A 26,060-nucleotide genomic window follows, 5' to 3' on the forward strand; every position below is an offset into this window, starting at 1 on the left:
CATTAACAAATATAAATTTGTTAGCGATACCATTATTTTTTTTAATCATAAAAACTGTGTACTAATCAACTATTGTTTTCAATATATCAAATTTTATTTCTTTCATATCATAACTTAACATAGATTTTTTTAATTTCAATTTCATAGTTTCACCAGAATACAACATTTCAAATGGCACTTTAATCTTTTCTTCTCCATCTATGTACATAACAATATTTCCTTCTTCACAATATGTAAAAGGTCTAAAACTAAAAGTTATTTTCTCTTGTGCATTTTTTAAATTTATATGACTTGGTGATACAAATATAATATTTTCTCCAGCAACAACATCTATATCATCAAAAGCAAATTTCTTTCCATTAAGATATTTTACTGCATTTTTACCTGCCATGATTGCTTCTTCTGTTATGTCTTCACTATAATCATGCGGGTATAATACATTACCTATAGCAAAGATTCCATCAATATTAGTTTCATAACTCTCATTGACATTTACACCTAATGTATTGTTATTTATTTCTCCACCTATCTTTTCTAACAATATACTTTCCGGCTCATTGGAAGCAGCTATAATTAGAGTATCACAAGGTATATATTTTTCTGTACCTTTTATCGGTGTCTTATCTTCATCTACCTCTGATATTGTTAATGCCGTTAACCTCTCATTTCCTTCTACTTTTAAAATTGTATGACTAAATAAAACAGGTATATGGAAATTCTCTACACACCTTTCATAGTTCTCTAAAGTTCCTTTTATATTCGGTGTTACCTCCAATATCATTTTTATTTTAGCACCCTCAATAGTAAGTTGTTTTGCTATAACAAGACCACTATCACTGCTGCCGAATATAACAACCTCTTTACCTGGTATATATCCTTCTCTACTTATAAACCTTTGCGCTGCTCCTGCAGTATACACTCCTGCATGCTTATTTCCAGGTATATTAGTTATACCTCTTGGTCTTTCTCTATATCCTGTAGCTAAAATTATTGTTCCACAAGATATGTTGTATACTCCATCTTCACTAACTACTTTAATTATTTTTTCTTTTGTTATATCTAATACCATAGTATTTAACTTTATTTCTATTTGAAGTTCTTTTATTTCATCTATTAATCTTTGAATAAATTCTGGACCTGTTATCATTTCTTCATAATAACCTTTCCCAAAAGCATTATTTATATTAAAATTAAGCATTCCACCTAATTCTTCTCTTCTTTCTATTACTAAAACTTTTTTTGCTCCCTCTTTTTTTGCTGTTATAGCACTTATAAGTCCAGCGCCACCGCCACCTATAATTACTGCATCATAATGGACCATATTTTTTAACCTCCACTATCTTTTTATTCCCCTACTAATTATACCTTTTTTATAATCACTATTCTATATAATGAATAAAAGTAGAATTAAAACAAATACTACTAATGTCCCCTAAAAATATCATGTACCCCTTTATCCTATAATTTCCTATAGGAATTAAATCTTACCCAATACTTAACCCTTTAATTACATAAGGGGTTGAAGCATACTAAAATTACTTAATATTATGCTTCAACCCCAATATTTTTATTTCAAAACATCTTTATTGAAATAAGAATCAACATCTACTCCCCTCGGTTCTACTGCTGTAGAGAAAACAATTTGCGTTTCCGTATTACCGAATCTTTGAAGTTGTCCAATAAACAAATCTAACTCCATAGTAGTATTATATGCAACTTTAAGTAACATAGAATATTTTCCAGTTACGCAATTACACTCTATTACATTTTTGCATTTAGCTATAAAAGGATAAAATTCTGCCTTATCCTTTGGATCTACTTCTAAATTTATAAATGCAGTTATATTATATCCTAACTTCAACTTATTAACATTAACTGTATAACCATTAATCACACCTAGCTTTTCTAACTTTTCAATTCTGGCAGACACTGCTGGTGGTGATAAAAAAACTTCTTCTGCAAGATGTTTTACAGGATATCTAGCATTTTCTTGTAATAATTTGATTAATTTTAAATCTATTTTGTCCATCCATATTCCTCCATCAACATATTTATATTTACTATACAAAAAGGCATATTGATAAGAATTATACCCTTCAATATGCCTCATTGCATTATATACTATATGTTCTATTTATATAATAAAGTTTTTCACCTAAAAATACAATATATTCTAGTAAAATATTTTATTTTTATTAAGATTTTTCTATATTCCATTAAAAGTTCTTTTTTATATCCATCTATTATATTGATATTACTTTATTTTTTATTCTTAAAATAATTAAGTTGAAATCCTTATTGTCTATTTTTATTAAGTAACATTAATAAAATTTAAATATTTATTTTGAATAACTTAGAATATATTTACATTAAATATTTTTAAGAGTATTCTCCATATATGTAATATTAAAAAATGAGGTGTCTAATATGAATACAAGAATAGAATATGATTCAATAGGATCTATGAACGTACCTATTGATGCTTATTATGGTATACAAACCTTACGCGGAAATAAAAATTTTAATATAACAGGCAAAAAAATTCATCCTCTCCTTATTGTTAGTCTAGCAGAAATAAAAAAAGCTGCTGCAATAACAAACAAAGAAATCGGCTTACTTGACTCAAACATTGCTGACGCAATTATAACTGCCTGCGATGAAATTATAAACGGCAACTTACATGATCAATTTATAGTAGATGCTATTCAAGGTGGTGCTGGGACTTCAGCTAATATGAATGCTAATGAAGTTATAGCTAATAGAGCAATAGAAGTTCTTGGTGGTAAAAAAGGTGACTATTCATTAGTTCATCCCAATGATGATGTTAACATGTGTCAATCTACTAATGATGTATTTCCAACAGCAGGAAAACTAACAATTCTTAAATTGCTCCCTACTGCAATAAAAGAATTAGAAAGACTTTATAATGCATTAATGATAAAATCTTCAGAATTTGATGATATTATTAAAATGGGCAGAACTCAATTACAAGATGCTGTGCCAATAAGACTTGGTCAATCATTTCATGCCTTTGCCTCTGTAATAGGTAGAGATATAAATAGACTAAATAAATCAAAGTCAGAAGTATCTTCTGTAAATATAGGTGGTACTGCTATTGGTACATCAATTAATGCTAATACTAATTACATAAGCAATATTATAAAAAATTTAAAACATATTACTGGTGAGAACATTTATAGTGCCTCAGATCTTATTGATGCAACTCAAAACTTAGATGGGCTTGTATCTGTATCCGGTACAATTAAAACTTGTGCCATTAACCTTTCAAAAATAGCAAATGATCTTAGACTTCTCTCTAGTGGTCCTAAAACAGGATTAGGCGAAATCAACCTTCCTGCTATGCAAAATGGATCCTCTATAATGCCTGGGAAAATCAATCCTGTAATCCCAGAAGTAGTTTCCCAAGTATCTTTTAATATTATTGGTAATGATTTTACTATTAATATGGCGGCAGAAGCTGGTCAATTAGAATTAAATGCCTTCGAACCAGTATTATTCTATAATCTATTTGAGTCAATAGAAACACTAAGTCATGCTGTTTCAACTTTTGTTGATAATTGTATTGTTGGTATAACAGCTAATGCTAATCACTGCATAGAACTCTTAGAATCTAGTGTTGGTATTGCTACAGCACTTTGCCCTTATATAGGATACAAAAAATCAGCTGAGATAGCTAAAAAATCATTATCTACAGGAATATCTATAAAAAATTTAGTTTTAAATGAAGGTTTAATTAGTAAAGATAAACTTGATACGATATTAAACCCTCTATCTATGACTAACGCAAAAGCTATCACAATATAATTTCTTTACACTAAGAAAGTGCTTGCTACATAATACCTATGTCTTTCAAGCACTTTCTTAATTTCTATTTTGATGTCACTGTAAAATTATCTATTAATGTCCATCCCCAATTCTTTTGAATTTTTATAGTATTCTTTCCCGCTTTCAAATCTACTGTTCCAATAGAAACACTTTTAAAACTACTTGTCATAGGGAATTCAACTTCTTTCATTTTACTTCCATTTATATATAAAGTTTCAATTTTCTTATCATATGGAGATGCATATCTTATATCTAAGTTATATTTTCCTGCCTTTGGAACATTCATTGTTACTTGTACATAGTCTCCATTACTATCCATATTATCAACATAACCACTTCCGCTATATCCACTTACTTTAGTATTTGAAGATACTCCATGTAATTCTCCTTGTTCTGCTTCCACTGTTATTTTAGTACTTCCAGTATTACTACTATTATTTCCCTCTGAAAGTTTTTCAACTTTTATTGATGAAGTTATATTATCAAAATTATGTTTATTTAAATCACTATTATTAGATTTTTTAACTAGTCTTTTTCCTTGAAAATTATCATTTTCATATAATGTTATTTTATATCCTGACTTAACTTTTACTGATGATATCCAATTGTCTTTTATACCCAATTTCTTCATATCACTTAGTATATAAGTCCCAGTTTTAAGATTTACCTTTTTCCCTTTGTATTTTACATTCTCATAAACTGTTGCTATAGCTTGATTTTCTGATTTATTGCTTGTATCATCATTTTTTGTATCATCGTTTTTTAAATATACAGAACAAATTTTAGATGTATTCTTAATTCCATCCTTATAATTTAATAATACATTACCCCATTCACTAAAAGAATTTCCTGACCAATCATTTGCAATATCAAGATACTTCCATTCACTTCCATTGCCATACCAAGACCATCCAATATATCCTACTGATTTCTCCTTGCAATAACTCATAATTGTTTTTTCATCTACGTCACCATTTGTATGCTTTATTCCAAATTCACCAATAGTAAGCGCTAGTCCTTGATTTAATGTATTATCTATATTATTTTTTATAGTATTTGCATCTCCTCCAGCATATTCATACATATGTATTGAAAACATTGTATTCTTTTCTGGATCAGCATTAAATACTTCCTTACCATAATCATGTATAGATTTAGGGTATTGTCCCCAACCTGCACAATCAACCATTATAGTGTTTTTTATTCCAGCCTTTCTTAACTTTGGAATAGCTTGCTTATACCCTTCAGCCCATTTCTTTCCGTCCCAAGTTCCAAACCATTCATTTGCAATATTTAATATAACTTTATCTTCTTTTCCTATTAATGCATCTTTCATTTTCACCCAATAATCTACTGCATTATTTAATTTTGAAATATCATCTTCTCCAGTTGCATCATGTACTTCTAATACTGCTATCATCTTATTTTTTTCACAAAGAGAAATAATATTCTTTATGGTATTTATATCATCATATCCCCATTTATCGCCATCCCCTAAAGCTATTCTTACCGTATTAGCTCCAGTCTTTGCAATTGCTGTTATAGCTGTCTCTTCATTACCTTTATACCATGCATGTGCATGATTTATCCCTCTCATAACAAATTCTTTACCATTTGCATCATAAAGTTTCGTTCCTTCTACTTTAAATCCACTTTTTGAACTTGATGCATATACATTCATTGATGTTACCATAGTCGCTATTTGCGCTAATACTATTGCAACAACAAAAAGTTTCCTTTTTAATTTAGTTAAAACTTTCATAGTGTCTTCCTTTCTTTAAGTATATACCGTTTCTTTTTTATTCATTTTATTATAAATAATGACACTTTTCAATCTTTTTTCACATTTTGTAACATAAAGTATTCAAAAATAAAAGGAGCAATAAAACGCATTGATTTTTATTGCTCCTTTTTAAATATACTTAAATTTTTATCTATTTTCTTTTATCATTTTTTTAGCTCCTAAATATGTCGCAAGGAAGTATCCACCATAAACAATAACTAAAATTACTATAGAAATAATAATGTGAATCATAATATTTCCACTACCAAAAACATTTACTATATCTGATGACACTTTTAGTCCAACAATAGAATGAATTATAGCTAAAGAGAGTGGTACCATAAAATAAATTGCTATCTGTGCTAACAATGACTTATTTATCATATTATTATCAACACCAATTTTTCTAAGCAAGTTATATTTACTTATATTTTCTGCACTTTCAGATAATTGTTGTATAGCAAGAATTGCTGCTGTTGTTAATAAAAATATTACTCCAATATATATTGCTAGAAAAGACACCATTGCTCCAGCACCTATGTTGCTAACTAATAATTTTTCTTTAGTTATAGCATAAATCTCTGACAAATTGTCTATAGTATTATCCATTGTTTCTGCAAATTTCTTTTCAGTTTCTTCCTTTTTGCCTTTATAGTTTAATACTAAAAATTCATTTCCCTTTTCTAGATTACCAACTAATGAATCAGAAACTACAAAAATACCAGTGTTATTCTTTACAACTTCATTATTTATTGTTACATCCATCAAAGCGATATTGCTTGGAACAAGCTTTTTATTATCAATTGTTATTTCCTTCTTAGCTTTTAATGACTTTTTTAACCCTTCTTTAGTATCTGGAATGTCGGAATAAATAGCATACTCATTATTATTTAATTCTATTTTACCCTTACCTAACATAGTTAATATCTTATTAAAATCAGATACACCAATAACCATCATAGGTCTATTACTTGATACTGGATATAAGTTCTTAGCCTTTTCACTTTCTTCTTTACCTAAATAGTCTTTTAATCCTATTGTACTATTATAAAGTTGATAATCTACATAATCATCAGTGAAGTCTTCAATATTAACACCTTGTTCCTTTAATACTGTTCCTATATCAAGACCATAATAACTGTAGATTGTAGCATCTACCTTTGTTAAATCTCCCATATCTGAATTAATAGATTTATTTATTCCTAATCCACCTGAAAGTGTACAAATTGCTACAAAAAGCATAAGGCATATTATAGACATAGAAATAAAAGTTGTATTGATTTTACTATTAATTTGACGTAATACAAACATATTTAAGTTCTTCAAATATATTCTTTTATTACTTTGAACAACTCTTAATAAGAATCCTGATAATGAAAAGAAAAATAAAAATGTACCTATAACCCCTAAAGCTAATGTTGCTTTAATGTTTCCATCTAATACTGCTATTCCATCTTTAAGTATTCTATGATAAGCCAACCCAATCATTATAATACTTATTATAAATACTATTACTGAAACCATTATATTTTTAGTTTTTAACTTTTCATTTTTCTTTGCAGCTAAAAATAGATCAATCAACTTAACTTTTCTAAGGGTTAAGGAATTAAAAATCAACACAATAAAATATATAATAGTAAAATAAAGAATAGTCTTTCTTAACGCATCTGCTGAAAAAACAAATTGGAATTTAGTAAGATTAACTTGAAATAACTTTGCTGTAAATATAGATAATCCTTGTGATAAGAAAACTCCTAATACTGTTCCTACCACTAAAGAAACTAGTCCTATTAATACCGTCTCTAGAAAAAGTATTCTTCCAATACTGCCTTTCTCCATCCCTAGTACCATGTAAACTCCAAGTTCCTTTTTTCTTCTTTTTATAAGATAATTGTTGGCATATACTATTAAAAATCCTAACACTGCAGCAATAAATACTGATGCTACTGACAAAACCTTTCCGACCATAGTAAATGCTTCTGCTTGGTAATCACTAATGTCCATCATAACTTTTTGAGCTTCAATAGAATTAAAAGTATAAAATATACATACACCAAATAACAATGTTAGAAAATAAATTGTATATTCTTTAAAACTTTTCTTTAAATTTTTAAAAGCTAATTTAAAATAAGTCACGTTGATCACCTCCAAGGAGAGTTACAACTTCTATTATTTTATCGAAAAATTCTTTTCTTGAATCATTTCCTCTTACTATCTCATTAAAGATTACGCCATCTTTTATAAATAAAATTCTACTAGCATAACTAGCTGTAAATGCATCATGTGTTACCATCATAATTGTAGCTTTTCTTTCTTTATTAAGAACTTCTAAACTTTCAAGTAGCATTTTTGATGATTTTGAATCTAAAGCCCCAGTAGGTTCATCTGCTAATATTAATGATGGATTTGTAACAATTGCTCTAGCACAAGCAACTCTTTGCTTTTGCCCACCTGATATTTCATAGGGATATTTATTTAATATTTGCTCAATATTTAATGCTTTCGCTATATCTTTAACTTTACCATCAATATCTTTATGATTAACTTTTAAAATTGTAAGAGCTAGTGCTATGTTTTCATAACAAGTTAATGTATCTAATAAATTAAAATCTTGAAAAATAAACCCTAATTCTTCTCTTCTAAATCTAGATAATCTCTTTCCATTAAATTTTGTTATATCTTCATTACCAATAATAATATTTCCACTACTAACTTTATCAATAGTAGAAATGCAATTTAATAATGTTGTTTTACCACTACCAGAAGGTCCCATTATACCAACAAATTCACCTTCTCCAACAGTAAAACTAATATTATTTATAGCCTTTGTAATACTACCTTTGCTTCCATAATACTTCTCTATATTTTTAACTTTTAAAATTTCATTATTCACAATCTTCACTCCTTTTCTCTACAAGTAAAGATTACTATTATTTCATTTTTTAAACCATAGAACTATATAACACTAACCTTACATTTTTGTAATATTAAAAATCTTAACTTTCAAAAATCATCATTCTATTTATAGGAAATAATATCGATACTGTAGTTCCTTCTTTTTCTATAGAATTAATTTGTATAGATAGACCTAGCTTTTTACTAAGTTTCTTACATAAAAATAGTCCAATCCCTGTGGATTTTTTTCCAATTCGCCCATTTTCCCCTGTATATCCTTTTTCAAAAACCTTACCAAGTGATTTTTCATTAATTCCCATGCCATTGTCTTCAATGTACAATATTACATTATGATCTTTTTCTTTAGTATAAATTTTTATTATCTTCTCTTTCTTATCCATGTACTTTATGGAGTTACTTATTATTTGGTGGAATATAAATTCTATCCACTTTGTATCTGAATAAACAACCTTGTCACAATCTTTAATATCTATTTTTATATTATTTTCAATTAAAATATTAGCATTTCTTCTTATAACTGAATTAATAGATTTTCTTAGATCTACTTCTTTTATTAAATAATCCTTTTCTATATTGTTACTTCTAGCATAAAATAAAGATTGTTCTATGTAATCTTCTACTTTTTCTAACTCTTCCTCAATACTGTTCATTGTCTCACTTTTATTGTTCTCAACAATAAGCTTGCAGCTAGCTATTGGTGTCTTAATTTCATGAACCCAAAGTTCAATATATTCTCTGTACTCACAGCTTTCTCTTCTAATTTCAGAAACTTTATCTTTCATGCTCTTGCCCATTTTCCCTATGACTTCATAAAAAATCTTACTTTCTAAAAAGTCTCCGCTTTCACTTACATCCGGTAGAATATATTTCTCCTGTAAATTTTCTAATTTATCTAATACTCCATTATAGTATTTATTTTTACTATAATAATCATAAATATAATAAATACTTATACCAATAAAATTTAGAGTATTAGTAAAAACTATGGCATAAGTATTTACTGCCATAGCTCCTAATAAAGTTGATGTAAAAATCATAATTATTATATTTATTAAAATAAAAATTATCTTTTCTTTGATATATTCCACTATATTCATTTTAATATATATCCTTGCCCCCTCTTTGTTTGCAGATACCCTTTTGCACCAATCTCTTCAAGCTTCTTTCTAAGCCTATTAACATTAACTGTTAAAGTATTATCATCTATAAACTCATCATCCTGCCATAAAGCCTTAATAATATCTTCTCTTGATACTATCTTTTCTTTATTTTTAATAAGGGTATATAATATCCTGCTTTCATTTTTAGTTAGTTCTACTTTACCTTCGCTACAACTCATTTCACTAGTTGAAAGATTATATTTCAAATCTTTGTAAGTAAATAAATCTACTTCACTACTTACATACACCCTTCTTATAATCGATGCTATTCTTGCTAATAAAATTTCAGTATTATATGGCTTTGTTATAAAATCATCTGCACCTAGATTCATACTAATAAGTTCATCAGCATCACTATCTCTGCTAGTTACCACTATAATAGGTATATTAGATCTTTTTCTTATTTCTCTACATACATAATATCCATCATAAAAAGGTAAATTAACATCCAATAAAATAACATTAGGTTCACTTTTCAATGCTTCATCTACTATATTTTCAAAATCAGTTGAATAGACCGCTTCATAACCATATCTACTTAAAAAAGTAGCAAGTTCCTTCCTAATTTTTTCTTCATCTTCTATTATAAAAACTTTATACTTCATTTCCCCACCACGCAATATCCTACTTATAGCATCTTACCTAATTCATCGATTCCTAAAATATAATTCTTACCGCAGAAATGACAATTTACCTCTATAGGTTTTCCTTCCTCAATAATCTCTTCTAAATCTTTTCTTCCTATACTTGCCACTGCTTTTGAAACTCTTTCAATACTACAGTTACAACTATATTTTGTTTCTGTTTTTTCCATTATCTCTAATCCAAAATCACCTAAAATTTCTTCTAAAATATCTTCCGGTGTCATTCCTTCATCTAAAAGACTAGTTATTGAACTAATAGAATTTAGCTTTTCTTGCAATTTATCAATAACTTCTTCGTCAGTATTGGGCATCAACTGTATAATGAAACCTCCAGCATGCTTCACCGTATTATCTTTATTCATTAAAACTCCTAATGCCACTGAAGATGGTACTTGATCTGATGTAACAAAATAATATGTTAAGTCTTCTGCTATCTCCCCAGAAACTAAATGTGTTTGCCCTATATAAGGTTCTCTAAGTCCCATATCTCTTATAACACTTAAAACGCCTAACCCTAAAGCTTTACCTACATCCAATTTTCCTTTATCACTAGGTGGTAACATAACTTCTGGATTTACTACATATCCTTTAACATTAGCATCGGGATCTGTTGTTACAGTAAGTCCTTTTATTGGTCCATCACACTTTATTTGTAATGTTAATAAATCTTTTGTTCCCTTCATCATTATTCCCATCATCCCTGCTGCTGTCATAAGTCTCCCTAATGCTGCTGTTGCAATAGGGCTTGTATTGTGTATATTTTTAGCCTCTTCCACTAAGTTTCTTGTAGTAGAAGCAAAGGCTCTTATTTGATTGTTTGCTGCTGTTCCTCTTATAATGTAATCTTTCATATTTACTCCTCCGTCTTACTTAGAAATACTGATATCTTTTTATTTATAATTTAACCTTAGTTATAAAGAAATTATACCATATTACTATTTTCTCTTATAAATTTATATATAGTTCGAACAATGAATTTTTTGTATATAGTCTCTTGCATTATTTTTTCTATATAGTTCTTTGTAATATAATAATATATTTTTACATAAAATAAGGTTAAAGTCACTCCTTTATACTTACATTATCACTACATCCATTGATACACATAGCTTTCTTAAAGAAAAGTTTACAAATATCATGCAATATATACCATGTAAAATATAGATGTTTCTTTTGAAAAATGATATTATATTATTATCACAATTATGAATAAATTGACTAATTTATTTTCATTTAATTCATTTTTTAAATTTTATAGGGGGGGATTATTTTGAAACAATTAATCAAATCAAACAACTTTTTTATTTCTATCTTTCATTTTATTATGATAACATTAGGTTGTATTCTAGCAGCAGTTTCACTAGAGACTTTCCTCGTACCTAATTTGATTATCGATGGTGGTATAACTGGTATTTCTATCATGGTCAGTAACCTTACAAAACTTCCTTTAGGACTTTTTGTTTTCTTATTAAATTTGCCGTTTATATTTATAGGATTAAAGCATATAGGCAAAATATTCGTAATAAAAACATCTTATGCTATGATTTGCTTTTCGCTTTTACTTTCAGTACTTCATAGTGTTCCTGAAGTAACAAATGATATGCTATTATGTACAATCTTTGGTGGTATATTATTAGGAGCTGGCGCTGGAATAGTAATAAGATATGGTGGATGTTTAGATGGTACAGAAACTATTGCTATATTAATAAGTAAACATACTTCTTTATCAGTTGGACAAATAGTGTTAATCTGCAATTTACTTATCTTTGGCACTTCTGGTTTTCTTTTCGGATGGGATAGAGCATTATATTCCCTATTAACCTATTTTATTGCTTTTAAAATTATAGATATGGTAGTTGAAGGTTTTGAACAAGCTAAGTCAGCAATGATTATTACAAACCAAGGAAAAGAAATATCTGAAGATATTTTTAATAAATTAGGTCGAACAGTTACTATAATGGAAGGTAAAGGTCTTATATCTGGGGAAAAAGTTATCCTCTATTCCGTTATAACAAGATTAGAAGTTTATGCCTTAAAGAAAATAGTTCAAGAAGATGATCGTTCTGCATTTGTTACTATTTCTGATGTATCAGAAGTTATAGGTACACCTGTAAAGAACTAAACTTGATAATAAAAGGAACTATCGCAACTTTTCATGCAATAGTTCCTTTTAATTATTATATAATAATCTACTTATTACAATACCTTTGACAGAAAATCTTTAGTTCTAGAGTTCTTAGGGTTTTCAAAAATCTCACTTGGTTTTCCTTCTTCTAAAACTTTTCCTCCATCTATAAATAAAATTCTATCTCCAACTTCTCTTGCAAATCCCATTTCGTGAGTAACTACTACCATAGTCATCCCTTCTTTTGCAAGTTTTTTCATTACTGATAATACCTCTCCTACCATTTCTGGGTCTAATGCAGAAGTAGGTTCATCAAAAAGCATTACATCTGGCTCCATTGCTAATGCTCTGGCAATAGCTATTCTTTGCTTTTGTCCTCCTGATAATGAGGATGGATAAGCATTTCTCTTATCTTCTAATCCTACCATTTTTAAAAGTTCCATTGCTTTTCTTTCTGCTTCACTTTTCGAAATTCCTTTAATCTTAATTGGAGCTAATGTAATATTTTCTATTACAGATTTATGAGGAAATAGATTAAAGTTTTGAAAAACCATCCCCATCTTTTCTCTAATCTCATTTATATCTACACCTTTGTCCATAATATTATTACCTTCAAATATTATCTCTCCTGATGTAGGCTCTTCAAGTAAATTTAGGCATCTTAAAAATGTTGATTTTCCTGACCCAGATGGTCCTATAACAACAACTACTTCGCCTTTTTCAATATGTTCATCTATACCTTTTAACACTGATACTTTTCCAAAACTCTTTTTTAAATTTTTAACGTGAATCACTTACACTCATCCTCCTTTCAAAGTAACTCATTAAACGTCCTAATGAGAATGTCAAAATAAAATAGAATACCGCAGCAACCATAAGTGGTTCTAATGAAAGATAAGTAGCTCCTTGTACAATCTTTGCTGAAAACATAAGCTCACCTACACCAATTACAGATGCCATTGATGAATCCTTTATTACTGTAACTAATTCATTACCTAGAGCCGGTAATATATTTTTTATTGCTTGTGGTATTATAATTAATCTCATAGCTGTAGATTTTTTCATTCCTAAACTTCTAGCTGCCTCCATTTGCCCCTTATCAACAGCTTCAATTCCTGCTCTTACAATCTCAGATACATATGCAGCAGAATTTAACCCTATTGCTATTATTGCTGCAGTAAAAGCAGATATATCTAAATCAAAGATCAACTTAGATCCTGAATATACCATCATTATTTGAAGTAACATCGGTGTTCCTCTAATGATCTCAACATATATAGAAGCAATAATCTTAAGAGGCTTCACTTTCCATATATGAAATTTTGATGCTTTCATAAAAAATAATAATGATCCAAATAATATTCCTAAAAATACAGTAATTATTGAAATACCTAATGTAATACCTACACCATTAAGAAAGGTATTGAAATATTCCCCTATAAATCCAAAGTCAAACACTTTCGCTCCTCCTTATCTAGACAATAAATAATTGCCAACTCACAACTATTTAACAATTAATATCCTTATCTTATTAAACGCTGCTACTCTGCTGGCAATTTTAAAAAACTAATTACTTTGATTTTCTGCTGCTATATTATTAGCATCTATTATAAATTTATCTAAGTCACCAGAATCCTTAAGTCTCTTTATTGTCATATTTACTTGCTTTACTAAATCATCTTGTCCTTTTCTCATACCTACTGCATTACCACCAGAAGTATCTTTAAAAGTTATTTCTGAAAGAGCTAATTCAGGATTTGTTTCCATTGCCATTTTTGCCACTGGTTCTTCTATAATAAGAGCGTTCACCTTATCTGTCTTTAATTCAAGAATTAAGTTATTTACATTAGCTAATAATTGTACATCTGCATCCTTTACAGTTTTCTCTGCTATTTCTTGTTGTGTTGACCCAAGTTGAGCTCCTATTTTCTTACCATTTAAATCATCTACTTTTTTAAATTTATCTAAGTTTTCTTTCTTTACTAATACTCCATGTTTTGCTTCATAATATATATCTGAAAAATCTATTTGCTTCTTTCTCTTTTCGTCTGGATTCATCCCTGAAATAATCATATCGATTTGTCCAGCTTTTAGTGCTCCAATAAGAGGATCAAACTCCATCTCTTTAATTTCTAACTTTACTCCCATATCTTTAGCAATCTCATTTGCCAAATTCACATCAAATCCAACTACTTTATCTTTTCCATCAATCATAGCGTGAAATTCATATGGTGCATAATCAGCACTCATACCAACTACTACTTTACCTTTTTCTTTTATAGTTTCTAAATCATTTTTTTCTTCTTTACTTCCACAACCTACAAATGACAATGCCATAACCCCCACTAACGTTGCAGCAAAAATTTTTTTTATTAATCCCTTTTTCATTTTAATCATCCTCCCACTTATCTATGTATATTATTATGATATTTATTCATCATTTTTAATTTCAAAAAGACTTAATCGCATCATTTTTTGATTAATTATAAATTTGAATCTTATTATATACTGATTTATTCATAAATACAATAGTTTTTATGTATTTTACTGTATTTTTATTCATGAATTTTCATAATATTATTAAGAATAAATATTCACAATCTCGCATTTTACACTAATTAAAATTTTATTAAAATTTATCGTACATTTTTGGATATTTATTTATATTCATTTTTTCTTATACATAAACTTCACTATAGCAAAAGAGGAACATGCAAATTTAATATTTATTTGCTCTATTCCTCTTCATTGAGATTTATTCTATTTTACATTTACTATTTTAGATATTTTGTCTATTTCATTATTAAAATAATATATAATATTTTCACAAGAAATCCTTTGTAAGTTTTTCATTGATGTTTCTGAATAAAAAGCTGCATGAGGAGTAATAATTACATTTTCCCTATTTATAAGACTACTATTTTCTAAATTAGGATTCTCCTCTTTTAATACATCTAAACCAGCTGCTCTTATTATTCCTTCATCTAAAGCTTTAACTAAATCATTCTCATTAACGCTTCCACCTCTAGCTACATTAATAAATATCGGTATTTTCTTCATTTTTCTAAATCTATTTATATTAAAGTAATCTTTATTTTCACTATTTTGACTCATATGATTACTAATTATATCTGAATGCTGAAATATATATTCCTCATCTACTATTTCTACACCTAAACTTTTAGCTTTCTCTTTATTTACATAAGGATCTACCGCTAATACTTTCATCCCAAAAGCTAATGCTCTTTTAGCTACAGCCTGTCCTATCTTTCCAAACCCAAATATTCCTAATGTTTCATTTTCTAATCTTCTTAATCCATCAATTGATTGATACTGCCATATATGTTTTTTATCAATATCATTTATATAATGTTTTATTCCTCTTTCCAGAGATAATATCAATGATAAAGTATGATCTGCAACTTCTTGTGTACAGTATTCATTAATAGTTAAAACAGAAATATTCTTTTTTGTAGCCTCTACAACATCAACAGTATCATAACCAACTGCATTAACAGAAATACATTTTAATTTTTTTGTTTTTTCTATAACTTCTTTATCTATAGGTAAAAAAGCTGTTAAAATTGCATCAGCATCTTTTATAATTTCAATAAATTCATCTTTATTATCTCTATACTGATAAACAACTACTTCAGCATCTTTTATATTGTCTTTTATAATATTCTTTTCGTAATCAAGATCTCTGATTAAAACATCTGGATAATCACAAATTACTATTTTCATTTCTCCACCCCTAAATCTATCTTCATACTAAATTATAATCATTGATTTCACTTAATATTTTCTTAGTAATTTCTACAACCTTATCCATGTCTTTATCAGTTCCAATTGATATTCTCACATATTCATTAATTCTCTTATTTTTAAAATGTCTAGTTAATACACCATATTTCCTTAATTCATTATGATACTTTTCACCACTAATAGAATCATGAGTTACAAAAATGAAATTAGTTTTGCTATCTGTAACCTTAAATCCAAGATTTTTTAATTCTTTCTTGATTCTTTCTCTCGTATCTATTACTTTATTATTACATTCTTCAAAATAGCCATTATCTTTTATTGCTTCTATGGCTGCTATTTGTGACATTGTATTTATATTATATGGAGTAATAGAAAACTTCATTTTATTTAAATCTTCTATTATTTCCTTTGAAGCAATAGCAAATCCTACCCTTGCTCCTGCTAAATTTCTTGATTTAGAAAAAGTTTGTACAATAATTAAATTGTCATATTTTTTTATAAGATCAACACATGATTTGCTACCAAAGTCTACATATGCCTCATCAATTACTACAACTCTATTTTTATTAGATGCTACAATTTTTTCTATTTCTTCATGAGTTAATACTAATCCTGTTGGTGCATTAGGATTTGCAATAATTATATTCCTATCACAATTAATATAATCATTTATATCAATTGTAAAATCATCTTTTATAGGTATTTCTTTTGCATCTAAATCAAAAGATTTAGAAAATACCCTATAAAACCCATATGTTATATCTGGAAAACACACTTTACTCTTTTCATCAATAAATGCCATCATAATTAATGATAAAACTTCATCAGATCCATTTCCTATAAAAACTTCATTAAAATCAATACCATAGAAATCCGCTATTGTTTGCGTAAGTTCTGTTGTATCAGGATCACAATAAAGATTTAATCCTGCCACTACAGATTTATCTATTGCCTTTACCACATTAGGCGATGCTTGATATGGTGCTTCATTAGTATTTAGCTTAATGTACTTTTGATCTTTTGGTTGTTCTCCGGGCACATACGCTTCTAAGTTATAAAATTTATCTATTAAAAATTTACTCATATATACAGTCCTCACTTATATCAAATTCTACTTAAGCATTTTAAAGATTTTTTAATACTTTATCTAAAATTTCTATAGCTATATCTATTTCTGTTGTAGTAACTATAGTCGGTGCAATAAATCTTATAACATTTTTATCACATCCGCATGATAGTAATAACAGTTTATTATCCAAAGCATCAGAAATTACTTTTTTAGTTAATGCTGAATCTGGCTCTCCATCTTTATCCACCATCTCTATAGCTAACATAAGTCCAATACCTCTTACATCACCTATACAATTGTACTTATTTTTTAATTCCATTAACCTACCTTTAAAATAAGTACCCATCTTTTCAGCATTTTCAATAGCACCATTTTCTAAAACCTCTATTGTTGCTAATGCAGCAGCACAAGCCACAGGATTACCACCAAAAGTACCTCCATGAGCACCAGCTGGCCATTTTTCCATATATTCTTTCTTAGCAATTACTGCACTAAGAGGGAAACCTGATGCTATAGCCTTTGCTGTAGTAAATATATCTGGTTCCACTTCAAAGTATTCTTTAGCAAACATTTTACCTGTTCTACCAAAACCAGTTTGTACTTCATCAAAAATAAGCATTATTCCATAATCATCACATATTTTTCTAACATGCTTAACAAATTCTACTGGTGGAACTATATATCCACCTTCTCCTTGAATTGGCTCCATTATTATAGCTGCCACTGAATAGGGATCTATTAATCTCTTGAAAATATCATTAAATTGATTCATATACTCTTTTGGACATTTATCTCCATCTTTTTTATAAGGAGTTCTATATAAATAAGGATATTCTGCAAAGTATACACTTGGCATCAATCCTTCATAGTTCTTTCTATAAGCTGAATTAGATGCTGTAATAGATGTAGTTCCTACTGTTCTTCCATGAAATGACCCTTTAAAAGCAATAATAGCAGGTCTTTTTGTAATATATTTAGCTAATTTTATTGCACCTTCATTAGCTTCTGCACCACTATTGCTAAAATACACCATATTATCTCCACCAGAGATTTCTACTAACTTTTCAGCTAAAGCTACATAAGATTCATAGTATACAACATTATGACCTCCATGAATTAGCAAATTTAATTGTTCAGTAGCAGCTTTTACTACCTTATCATGGTTATGACCAATATTACATACTGCTACACCACTAGCAAAATCAAGAATTTCATTTCCATCTTCTGTTGTAAGATAACAGCCTTTCCCCTTAACTACTCCTAACTTAGTAGCTCTTCCACTAACTGGTGGCATTACTTTTTTACATCTTTCATAAAGACTTTCCATAACATCCTCCTATTGTTCCACAAAATAGTGCTCTATTGTTTTTACTATCAACTTTGGTAAAACTTCAAATGAATATGGCATGTACACTCTCTCAGTCCACTTATGAGCATCCTTTCCAAAACATCCATAGTTTATAGCTGGTATATTAAGCTTCTTTATTTCCTTTATTGGCACATTATAAAGTTTTTTATATTCAGGAAAATTATCTATAAGCTTATCAATAGAACTATTATCATCATCAATTTTTAAATAACTACTATCACTTAAACTTGGAAAAAACCTCATCATCTCATAACTTTCTCCTTCTTCTGCTCCTACCTTTTCTGCAATAGTATTTATGTCATTATAAATATTTCTTTCTGAGTTCACTTCATCCATAAGGGTATTATGTGGACAATATGGTGCTGCGAAAAAAATAACTATTGTAGGTTTTTTAATTCCAACAACAACTATAAGTTTTTTTACAATTTCAAGAGAAGCTTCTCTCTTATCCATATCCGCTGCTATAGCTTTTTTTCTAATGTCATTTATATATTTATTAAGATCTCCACAATAAGCTTCTTTAGCTAAAGCCACTAAACTTTTATAATCTAATATTTCAATATCATAATGAATTTTTGAATAATTCATAGAAGTAATACTGCAATATTTTTTGTATCTACTATTAATAGTTAATAATACATTCTTACAAGCTATTTTCGCAGCACCTTTTAACTTTTCCATAGTTTCATCTATAGTTTCATTATGAATAAAGTAATTAAAATAAACAAAAGATGAATATGAAGTTTGTACATTATAATGCTTCTTTAAATCCTTCATCTTTAATACAGATGGTGGCAATGTATATTCTTCATCATATTCATTACAATAATCTGGATTAAGATTCATTTCTCTAATAAGCTCACTAGCTATCATAGATGCATCAAAACCTTCAAAGCATTGTCCTACATGAGTTTCTTTTCCTTGTATATAAAAGCATGGTAATAACTTTCCTACTGCACCAGTATAAATATATTTTGTCTTATCTCCTTCATATAGTGGACATATATAATCATTATTAATGGCTAATTTGTATGTTAATTTTTCTTTATCCTGTAAATTCTTAAATACTTCCAATGCCTTAATTATTCCTGTATGTAAATTTTCTTCTACAGGATTTATAGATAAAAGTATATTTCCATCAATATCTTTTACTCTTTCACTAAGATATTTCATCACTACCATAAATACCGCCACGCCACTTTTCATATCACAGGCTCCTCTACCAAAAAGCCATTTTCCAGACATTAAATCTTCCTTTGTTTCTTTATCTAAATCTAATTTTTTTAATCTTTCCATAAGTTCATCACAATGAAATGCAACATCCTTTAATTGTGCAAAATCCTCTACACCCACAGTATCCATATGCCCATGTAATATAATTGTTTCTTTTGAATCTCCCTTTTCACCTTTTATTAATGCAAATACATTTCTTCTATCAAGTTCATCATCTAATTTCTGAATAAAAACTCTATCGTTGTATTTTTTAAAATACGGTATTTCTTTTAAATATCTCTCTATGTAGCAAGCAATCTCTTTTTCCCCTGCTGTATTATTTACACTTGCAATGCTAACGAGTTTTTTTGTTAACTCTAATATTTCATTAAACATACTTTTATATCTCCCCCCATTTCATTGTAAGTTTTAGCGAATTAACATTCTCTTATTAACCTTATCTAAATGTTCCTCCATAGCTTTACTAGCTAACTTGAAATCACCTTTTTCTAAATAATAAATTATTTTTTCATGCTCCTCACTAGCAACTCTACTATGCTGTTGTAATGTACCTGATAATATTAAAAATCTCTTCGTAATAAGATTTGCTTTTCTTACCATATCGCTGAGAAAAGTATTTCCTGTTAATTCTGCTATTTTAGTATGAAACTTATAATCTAAATCAATAAACTCCTTACTATTTCTTTTATCTACAGTGTAAGATTGCTCTATTTGTGTTTCCTTAAGTTCCTCTATTTCACTTTTTGCTATTTTATTTTCCAACAATAATATTGCAAGAGGTTCTAGTGATTTTCTTACAACAGTTATATCTTCTATACTCTTTTCTGTAATATCAGATACTACCACATTTTTGCTACCGTTATACTCTGCTATTTCTTCATATACCAACCTAAGTAATGCTGATTTAATCGGCGTTCTACTTATTTGTAATTTTTCTGCTAATCCCTCTTCTGTAAGTACTTGACCTGGCTTAAGTTCATTAGCTATAATGGCCTCCTTAATAATTTCATAAGCTCTATCTGCTAATGTAGGATTTCTTTTTATAGCCCCTAATGTTTTCATAAATTATCCCCCAATATCTTATTTTAATTACACTCTACTTAATGGAAATGTCATGCAATGTGGTCCTCCACCAGCTTTTAATATCTCTGTAATATCTAAATCTATTACAGTAATTCCTCTTTTTCTAAGCTCTTCATTAACATAAGTATTTTGTCTTAATGATATAACTCTCTTTTTCCCTATTGATTGCAAATTACATCCATGGTTAAAAACACTTTCTTCACTTATATCAATAGTCTCAATCCCCATATCATCTAATGTTTTCAAGAATTCTCTTGGAAGCCCATCTCTATAAGCAACTGCTAATTTTTCATCTACAAGATTAAAACATAAATCTAGATGTAGATATTTTTCATCACAAGGCACTGCTATTACTTTATATCCGTATTTTTTCAATGATTTTCTTATTTCATCAATACCTTTTTCATTACTCCTAGCTACCATTCCTATAGCTAATGTATTATCATCGAGAAAAGTAAAATCTCCTCCTTCAAATAATCCTTCTTTACACTCTGCCACTATAGGAATTCCTAATTCCTCCATTTTCTTTTTATATACTCTCTTTCTAGAAATCTTACTGGTTCCTTAAAATTTCCAAGTATATATCCTTCTCTTATACATCCTCCAAAATCTCTTGAAAAAACAGAATTTCCTCTTCTCGGATCTGCATCTACCATCACTACTTCTACACCATTAGCTTCATATGCTTCAACTAATGATCTATGCTCCTTTTCCATCTTCTCGACATCTAATTCTGTTGTTTCCCATTTTTTCGCTATTTCATTTATTGGCACAGCTTTCAAATAGGTAGGCCTACACATTAAAACCTTTTTTAAAACTCCAGTTGAATTTTTAACAAACATTTTATCCATTATAAAACCTCCAAAGCTTGTTTTTTGTATTCTGTATACAATGATATAAATAAAAAAGGTGCCAAAAGATAATATATCCTTTGACACCATTGCCATCTATTTAATTATTATTTTATACTTTTATGATAGTATTTATTATTATTTATGTCAATATATTCTTATAGAATTTTCATAATTAATGTCAACATTGGCATCGTAAATAGTGAAAATATCGTGGACATAGCAACAATTTTAGCTCCATACTTACTATCTAAATCCATTTTTGAAACAAACAATATTGTAGACGCCGCAGAGGGACATGCACACGCTATTACTGTAGTTATAGCTACAATTTCTCCATCACCAAACCATGATGTTACACCAATTATCTTAATAATAAAAATCATCACTAATGGTAATACTATAGTTCTGAAAATTGCTGCTCTATATATATTAAAATCATTAAATAATTCTTTTATCTCTATTTTAGCTAAAAATACTCCAATTATGATCATAGCTAAAGGCGTATTAATAGAAGCTAAAAGGCTAATCGATTCTCCAATGAATGAAGGTAAATGAATTTGTGTAAGATATAATATTATTCCTATTAAGAACCCCATTGTTCCTGGATTTATTAATATCTTTTTTAAACTTAAACTACCTTTCTTACTTAAAGTCATTACACCATTGGTCCAAAAAAATACATTGAATATACCAGCAAATGCTGTGCCATAAAATGCTCCTATTTCACCTAAAGTAGCGTATAATATAGGAAATGCCATAAAGCCACAATTAGAATAAATTGCTCCGACTCTTTCAATTTTGTAATTTTCATTTTCACGTTTTTTTATGAAAATATTAGTGATAATTATTGCAAAAATGTGAAATAGTATAGCAAGAATAAATGATATCATTAATCCAAATAATTGATCTTTAATTAACTTTTTTTGATAAACATCTATAAGTAATGCTGGTGCTACTATTGTAAGTAATAAATTACTATATACTCTAGTTGCCTCCTCTGTAAGTATACTTTTTTTACAACTATACCTACCAATTTCTATAAATATAAACATTATTAATACTTGTTTAAATACTATTGATCCTATCTCAATCATAATTATTCCTCAATATCATTGCCATAATAAACAGCATTTATTATCTTTTTCATATCTTCTTTAGTGATTTTAATAGGATTTACAACTGTAGACCCCATCATCGAATTTTCTAATAATATATCAAAATCTTTTTTAAATATTTCTTCCTTTATTCCAACTTCTGAAATTGATTTAGCTATTCCTAACTTTTCTTTAAGATTTTCTATTTCAACTATTATATCTTTACATCCAATAGCTTTAGATAAATCTTTAAACTTCTCAAAAACCTCTTTATCCTTACTATTGTACCTCATGGCATATGGTAAAATTATTGCATTAGTTAATCCATGAGCTAAATTATATCTTCCTCCAAAAGCATGGGAAATTCCATGTACCATACCTAATCCAGAGTTTGAAAACGCCATTCCAGCCATACTTTGATAATTGTGTACTTTTTCTCTACTTTCCAAAGTTTTATCATTACAAGAAATAGGCAACCACTTTATTAGTCCCTCAATAGCACCTTTTGCAAGAACCTCTGTAAAATCATTTGATGTCTTATTTATATAAGATTCAATAGCATGTGTTAATGCATCCATGCCTGTTTCAGATGCAATATTTCTTGGGAGAGACATTGGTATATTTCCATCTAAAATCGCTATATCCGGTCTTAAACTTTCAGCTTTTAATCCTATTTTTAAGTTTTTTTCCGGATAAGTTATAACAGATACATGAGTTACTTCTGTTCCTGTTCCTGACGTAGATGGTATTGCTATAAATTTCGTTTTATGTCTTTTCTCCGGCAATCTTACACCACTTATATTTTCAATATCCAACTCTGGATATTCATATAATAATGTTATTATCTTTGCTGCATCGATAGGAGATCCTCCACCTACCGCTACTATTAAATCTGGAGATATAACCTTCATTTTGGCTACTCCTTCTTTAACATCGCTAACAGTAGGATTTTTACCTATACCAGAATAAATATAAACTTCTTTATTGTCTTTTCCTAAATACTCCTTTACTTTATCAATAACCCCTGTAGCAAACATAGACTTCCCACCAGTAATAATCATTGCCTTACTATATTTAATATTCTTTAAATATTCTAAAGAATTTATTCCTACTACTAATACTTCACTATTTAATCTTAACTCCTTCATCATCTTATTCCTTTCATAATGTTTAGTATCCTGTATACAATGCAATAATAATAAAAAAAGGTGTCAAAGATATTTCTATCCTTGACACCATTGCCATATGTATTCAATAAAATAATTATAGTACTATTTTTTTGCATTGTCTACATTTTTTATTTTTCTATTAATTCTCTTAATTCACCACTAAACTTCTCTATATCTTGAAGAGATTTAGATAATCCTATTATCTTTTCATTTTGATTTTCTGTAATAGCTAATGTTTCTTCTATAGAAGCAGAATGTTCCTCTGATATATTAGATATAGTAGTTGTTTCATCAACTATCTCCACAAATACATTCTTCATATCTTTCATATTTTCTAAGCTTTCTTCAAGATTAGTATCTATCTCCATAAAAGCACTTTCCAACTTTTTAAATGTATCATTTACACTAACTGCTGTTTCTGTACCCTTATTAGATACATCTTCAACATTTTTAATTTCCTCTAAAACTCTTGTTGTTAATAGTTTTATTTGACTAATTATTTTATCAATTTCTGTAGCTACACTATCACTTTGTTCTGCTAATTTTCTAACTTCATCTGCTACAACAGCAAATCCTTTACCAGCCTCACCAGCTCTTGCTGCTTCTATTGAAGCATTTAATGCTAATAAATTTGTTTGTCCTGCTATACTCTTTATACCTTCTAAGAAATTACCAACTCTATCTGTACCTTCTATTAAATCTTCTACACCAGTTACAGTCTCTAATACTGCTTTTTGTATGATTCCCATTTGATTGTTCATTTCATCTACCATAGTCACAGATTCTTTTACAACCTCACAAGATTCTTTTGAAACTTCAACTGTTTTTTCTGATACAGAATAAGTCATTGAAACTTTTTCCTCTGCACCTAACATTTTTTCATTTATCTCAGAAATAATTTCAGATTGTCTAACTACCCCTGCTGCTACTTCTTTTATAGTATCAGTTAAACTAGTACTCTCTTCACTTACAGTATTTAAATTTCCACTACTCTCTACAATATATACATTTAATTTATTTGTACCTACTTCTATATTATCCATAGTATTTTCAATTTTAGCTAATAAATTTTTTGAATGTTCCGCTTCTTTTCTAGATTTCTCTATAAGATCACCACTCCATTTTGTTATACAGAAAATCATCACCATTACAAGATTTACAGCTAAAACACTATTTAAAAATTGCATCCAATCTTTTTCAACTAAAACAATTTGTATTATTACCTCAAATATATTTCCTGCCACCATCATTTTTATAAAATAGTTTTTATCAAAATACATCCCAGCTATTACTATTGCTATTACCATTATCCATATTGTCATTATTGTAAATGTATGATAAGTAATTGCAAACATCATTATCCCTATAACTACTACATATTTCACAAGCCCACAAGTTTTATGACTCCTATCTAGTATAATGGAAACTATGCTAATTAATGATAGCAATATAACTCTTATTACATTTTTTAATAAAGAAATCTTAAAAACTACATAACCTAGATGCATTACAATAGCTACAAATAAACTTATAATTATTACTCTATTGACTTTCTTAAGATGTCTATCATCAGCTATTTTTTCCATATAATCCCCCTCTTTTATTCCTAGATAGTGTAAAGTTTATTTACACTTCTTTCTTTAAAAATCTTTATATATCAAGGTTCTAGAAGTTTTTTTTCATAAAAAAACAACGACCCCCTGATTTCTATGTTAAAATTGAATCTCTCACAAACCAAAAATAACTTAGAAAGGTTGTCGTTATTGTGGATTCAATTATAACTTATTTACTAGAATATAATCAATATTTAATTAATATAATTTTTCAATTCCTCATATTTATTTCTAAATATATACCACTTGGACAATTATCTTTTGATGATTCAAATAGCCCAGAGTATCAAAAATTTAAAATAGATAAACTTCCTAAAATAATTAAATTTCATAGTGT

General features: G+C 28.4%; 21 protein-coding genes and 2 pseudogenes. 3 read left to right on the plus strand and 20 right to left on the minus strand.

The window, feature by feature from the left end; translation table 11 throughout:
- Positions 1-61 precede the first annotated feature (61 nt).
- Together KQI30_RS04485 and KQI30_RS04490 are read right to left on the minus strand one after the other, a co-directional pair.
- Entirely contained in the window at positions 62-1,321 is a 1,260-nt protein-coding gene (locus tag KQI30_RS04485) for an NAD(P)/FAD-dependent oxidoreductase (protein WP_216462041.1), read from the minus strand.
- A gap of 246 nt (positions 1,322-1,567) precedes the next feature.
- On the minus strand, positions 1,568-2,029 hold the full coding sequence (locus KQI30_RS04490; protein WP_216462042.1) for an Lrp/AsnC family transcriptional regulator: 462 nt from the start codon (positions 2,027-2,029) through the stop codon (positions 1,568-1,570).
- Positions 2,030-2,427: 398 nt separating this feature from the next.
- Between KQI30_RS04490 and KQI30_RS04495 the strand changes: the two genes are divergently transcribed.
- The gene (locus KQI30_RS04495) at positions 2,428-3,825 is read left to right on the plus strand and encodes an aspartate ammonia-lyase (protein WP_216462044.1); all 1,398 of its coding nucleotides are present in this window, start codon (positions 2,428-2,430) and stop codon (positions 3,823-3,825) included.
- 64 nt (positions 3,826-3,889) lie between these two features.
- Here the strand turns inward: KQI30_RS04495 and KQI30_RS04500 are convergent, their stop codons facing one another.
- From KQI30_RS04500 to hslO, 6 genes are all read right to left on the minus strand, one after another.
- Positions 3,890-5,608 carry a cellulase family glycosylhydrolase gene (locus KQI30_RS04500; RefSeq protein WP_216462046.1) on the minus strand — a complete coding sequence of 573 codons (1,719 nt, stop codon included), beginning with the start codon at positions 5,606-5,608 and terminating at the stop codon, positions 3,890-3,892.
- A gap of 168 nt (positions 5,609-5,776) precedes the next feature.
- The gene (locus tag KQI30_RS04505; RefSeq protein WP_216462048.1) at positions 5,777-7,765 is read right to left on the minus strand and encodes an ABC transporter permease; all 1,989 of its coding nucleotides are present in this window, start codon (positions 7,763-7,765) and stop codon (positions 5,777-5,779) included.
- Positions 7,752-8,522: an ABC transporter ATP-binding protein gene (locus tag KQI30_RS04510; RefSeq protein ID WP_216462050.1), complete on the minus strand. Its 771-nt coding sequence runs from the start codon at positions 8,520-8,522 to the stop codon at positions 7,752-7,754. Before KQI30_RS04510 ends, KQI30_RS04505 begins: the two co-directional genes overlap by 14 nt.
- A gap of 103 nt (positions 8,523-8,625) precedes the next feature.
- A complete protein-coding gene (locus KQI30_RS04515; protein WP_216462051.1) occupies positions 8,626-9,642 on the minus strand; it encodes a sensor histidine kinase in 1,017 nt (338 codons plus the stop codon).
- Positions 9,639-10,310, minus strand: a complete 672-nt coding sequence (locus KQI30_RS04520) for a response regulator transcription factor (RefSeq protein WP_216462052.1) — start codon at positions 10,308-10,310, stop codon at positions 9,639-9,641. The genes KQI30_RS04515 and KQI30_RS04520 overlap by 4 nt, the downstream gene beginning before the upstream one ends.
- Positions 10,311-10,333: 23 nt before the next feature.
- Positions 10,334-11,200 (minus strand): Hsp33 family molecular chaperone HslO, encoded by an 867-nt coding sequence (hslO, locus tag KQI30_RS04525; protein ID WP_216462054.1) that lies wholly within the window; start codon positions 11,198-11,200, stop codon positions 10,334-10,336.
- A 419-nt stretch (positions 11,201-11,619) separates the two neighbouring features.
- Between hslO and KQI30_RS04530 the strand changes: the two genes are divergently transcribed.
- Positions 11,620-12,471 carry a YitT family protein gene (locus KQI30_RS04530; protein WP_367397832.1) on the plus strand — a complete coding sequence of 284 codons (852 nt, stop codon included), beginning with the start codon at positions 11,620-11,622 and terminating at the stop codon, positions 12,469-12,471.
- A 74-nt stretch (positions 12,472-12,545) separates the two neighbouring features.
- On the opposite strand, the gene KQI30_RS04535 is transcribed toward KQI30_RS04530, so the two are convergent.
- The 12 genes and pseudogenes from KQI30_RS04535 to KQI30_RS04590 all read right to left on the minus strand — a co-directional run bounded on the left by KQI30_RS04535 (position 12,546) and on the right by KQI30_RS04590 (position 25,696).
- Complete coding sequence (locus KQI30_RS04535; RefSeq protein WP_216462056.1) at positions 12,546-13,268, minus strand: amino acid ABC transporter ATP-binding protein; 723 nt, start codon at positions 13,266-13,268, stop codon at positions 12,546-12,548.
- Entirely contained in the window at positions 13,255-13,932 is a 678-nt protein-coding gene (locus tag KQI30_RS04540; protein ID WP_216462057.1) for an amino acid ABC transporter permease, read from the minus strand. The genes KQI30_RS04535 and KQI30_RS04540 overlap by 14 nt, the downstream gene beginning before the upstream one ends.
- A 108-nt stretch (positions 13,933-14,040) precedes the next feature.
- Positions 14,041-14,862, minus strand: a complete 822-nt coding sequence (locus KQI30_RS04545) for a transporter substrate-binding domain-containing protein (protein ID WP_216462058.1) — start codon at positions 14,860-14,862, stop codon at positions 14,041-14,043.
- A 372-nt stretch (positions 14,863-15,234) separates the two neighbouring features.
- Positions 15,235-16,218, minus strand: a complete 984-nt coding sequence (locus tag KQI30_RS04550; protein WP_216462059.1) for a C-terminal binding protein — start codon at positions 16,216-16,218, stop codon at positions 15,235-15,237.
- A gap of 22 nt (positions 16,219-16,240) precedes the next feature.
- Positions 16,241-17,323 (minus strand): histidinol-phosphate transaminase, encoded by a 1,083-nt coding sequence (gene hisC / locus KQI30_RS04555; protein ID WP_216462060.1) that lies wholly within the window; start codon positions 17,321-17,323, stop codon positions 16,241-16,243.
- A gap of 40 nt (positions 17,324-17,363) precedes the next feature.
- Complete coding sequence (locus KQI30_RS04560; RefSeq protein WP_216462061.1) at positions 17,364-18,635, minus strand: aspartate aminotransferase family protein; 1,272 nt, start codon at positions 18,633-18,635, stop codon at positions 17,364-17,366.
- A 9-nt stretch (positions 18,636-18,644) separates the two neighbouring features.
- Positions 18,645-20,285 carry a M20/M25/M40 family metallo-hydrolase gene (locus KQI30_RS04565; RefSeq protein ID WP_216462062.1) on the minus strand — a complete coding sequence of 547 codons (1,641 nt, stop codon included), beginning with the start codon at positions 20,283-20,285 and terminating at the stop codon, positions 18,645-18,647.
- A 33-nt stretch (positions 20,286-20,318) separates the two neighbouring features.
- Positions 20,319-20,972, minus strand: coding sequence for a GntR family transcriptional regulator (locus KQI30_RS04570; RefSeq protein WP_216462063.1), 654 nt, complete (start codon positions 20,970-20,972; stop codon positions 20,319-20,321).
- Between the two features lie 27 nt (positions 20,973-20,999).
- A pseudogene (locus KQI30_RS04575) lies at positions 21,000-21,844 on the minus strand (dimethylarginine dimethylaminohydrolase family protein).
- Between the two features lie 158 nt (positions 21,845-22,002).
- On the minus strand, positions 22,003-22,941 hold the full coding sequence (locus tag KQI30_RS04580) for an AEC family transporter (protein ID WP_216462064.1): 939 nt from the start codon (positions 22,939-22,941) through the stop codon (positions 22,003-22,005).
- A gap of 2 nt (positions 22,942-22,943) precedes the next feature.
- The gene (locus tag KQI30_RS04585; RefSeq protein WP_216462065.1) at positions 22,944-24,089 is read right to left on the minus strand and encodes an iron-containing alcohol dehydrogenase; all 1,146 of its coding nucleotides are present in this window, start codon (positions 24,087-24,089) and stop codon (positions 22,944-22,946) included.
- Between the two features lie 149 nt (positions 24,090-24,238).
- On the minus strand, positions 24,239-25,696 hold the full coding sequence (locus KQI30_RS04590) for a methyl-accepting chemotaxis protein (RefSeq protein ID WP_216462066.1): 1,458 nt from the start codon (positions 25,694-25,696) through the stop codon (positions 24,239-24,241).
- Positions 25,697-25,875: 179 nt separating this feature from the next.
- Between KQI30_RS04590 and KQI30_RS04595 the strand changes: the two are divergent.
- Positions 25,876-26,060: pseudogene (locus tag KQI30_RS04595) on the plus strand (transposase); the annotation flags it as partial.

It is taken from the genome of Clostridium bornimense (assembly GCF_018917145.1).
Classification (GTDB): Bacteria; Bacillota; Clostridia; order Clostridiales; family Clostridiaceae; genus Clostridium_AN; species Clostridium_AN bornimense_A.

What these genes read in the sequence shown, in the direction of transcription:
- KQI30_RS04560 (WP_216462061.1), bottom strand. Translation starts at nt 18,635, where the DNA reads ATGGAAAGTCTTTATGAAAGATGTAAAAAAGTAATGCCACCAGTTAGT.
- KQI30_RS04485 (WP_216462041.1), bottom strand. Translation starts at nt 1,321, where the DNA reads ATGGTCCATTATGATGCAGTAATTATAGGTGGCGGTGGCGCTGGACTT.
- KQI30_RS04515 (WP_216462051.1), bottom strand. Translation starts at nt 9,642, where the DNA reads ATGAATATAGTGGAATATATCAAAGAAAAGATAATTTTTATTTTAATA.
- KQI30_RS04565 (WP_216462062.1), bottom strand. Translation starts at nt 20,285, where the DNA reads ATGTTTAATGAAATATTAGAGTTAACAAAAAAACTCGTTAGCATTGCA.
- KQI30_RS04570 (WP_216462063.1), bottom strand. Translation starts at nt 20,972, where the DNA reads ATGAAAACATTAGGGGCTATAAAAAGAAATCCTACATTAGCAGATAGA.
- KQI30_RS04585 (WP_216462065.1), bottom strand. Translation starts at nt 24,089, where the DNA reads ATGAAGGAGTTAAGATTAAATAGTGAAGTATTAGTAGTAGGAATAAAT.
- KQI30_RS04545 (WP_216462058.1), bottom strand. Translation starts at nt 14,862, where the DNA reads ATGAAAAAGGGATTAATAAAAAAAATTTTTGCTGCAACGTTAGTGGGG.
- KQI30_RS04520 (WP_216462052.1), bottom strand. Translation starts at nt 10,310, where the DNA reads ATGAAGTATAAAGTTTTTATAATAGAAGATGAAGAAAAAATTAGGAAG.
- KQI30_RS04550 (WP_216462059.1), bottom strand. Translation starts at nt 16,218, where the DNA reads ATGAAAATAGTAATTTGTGATTATCCAGATGTTTTAATCAGAGATCTT.
- KQI30_RS04490 (WP_216462042.1), bottom strand. Translation starts at nt 2,029, where the DNA reads ATGGACAAAATAGATTTAAAATTAATCAAATTATTACAAGAAAATGCT.
- hslO (WP_216462054.1), bottom strand. Translation starts at nt 11,200, where the DNA reads ATGAAAGATTACATTATAAGAGGAACAGCAGCAAACAATCAAATAAGA.
- KQI30_RS04580 (WP_216462064.1), bottom strand. Translation starts at nt 22,941, where the DNA reads ATGATTGAGATAGGATCAATAGTATTTAAACAAGTATTAATAATGTTT.
- KQI30_RS04590 (WP_216462066.1), bottom strand. Translation starts at nt 25,696, where the DNA reads ATGGAAAAAATAGCTGATGATAGACATCTTAAGAAAGTCAATAGAGTA.
- hisC (WP_216462060.1), bottom strand. Translation starts at nt 17,323, where the DNA reads ATGAGTAAATTTTTAATAGATAAATTTTATAACTTAGAAGCGTATGTG.
- KQI30_RS04500 (WP_216462046.1), bottom strand. Translation starts at nt 5,608, where the DNA reads ATGAAAGTTTTAACTAAATTAAAAAGGAAACTTTTTGTTGTTGCAATA.
- KQI30_RS04495 (WP_216462044.1), top strand. Translation starts at nt 2,428, where the DNA reads ATGAATACAAGAATAGAATATGATTCAATAGGATCTATGAACGTACCT.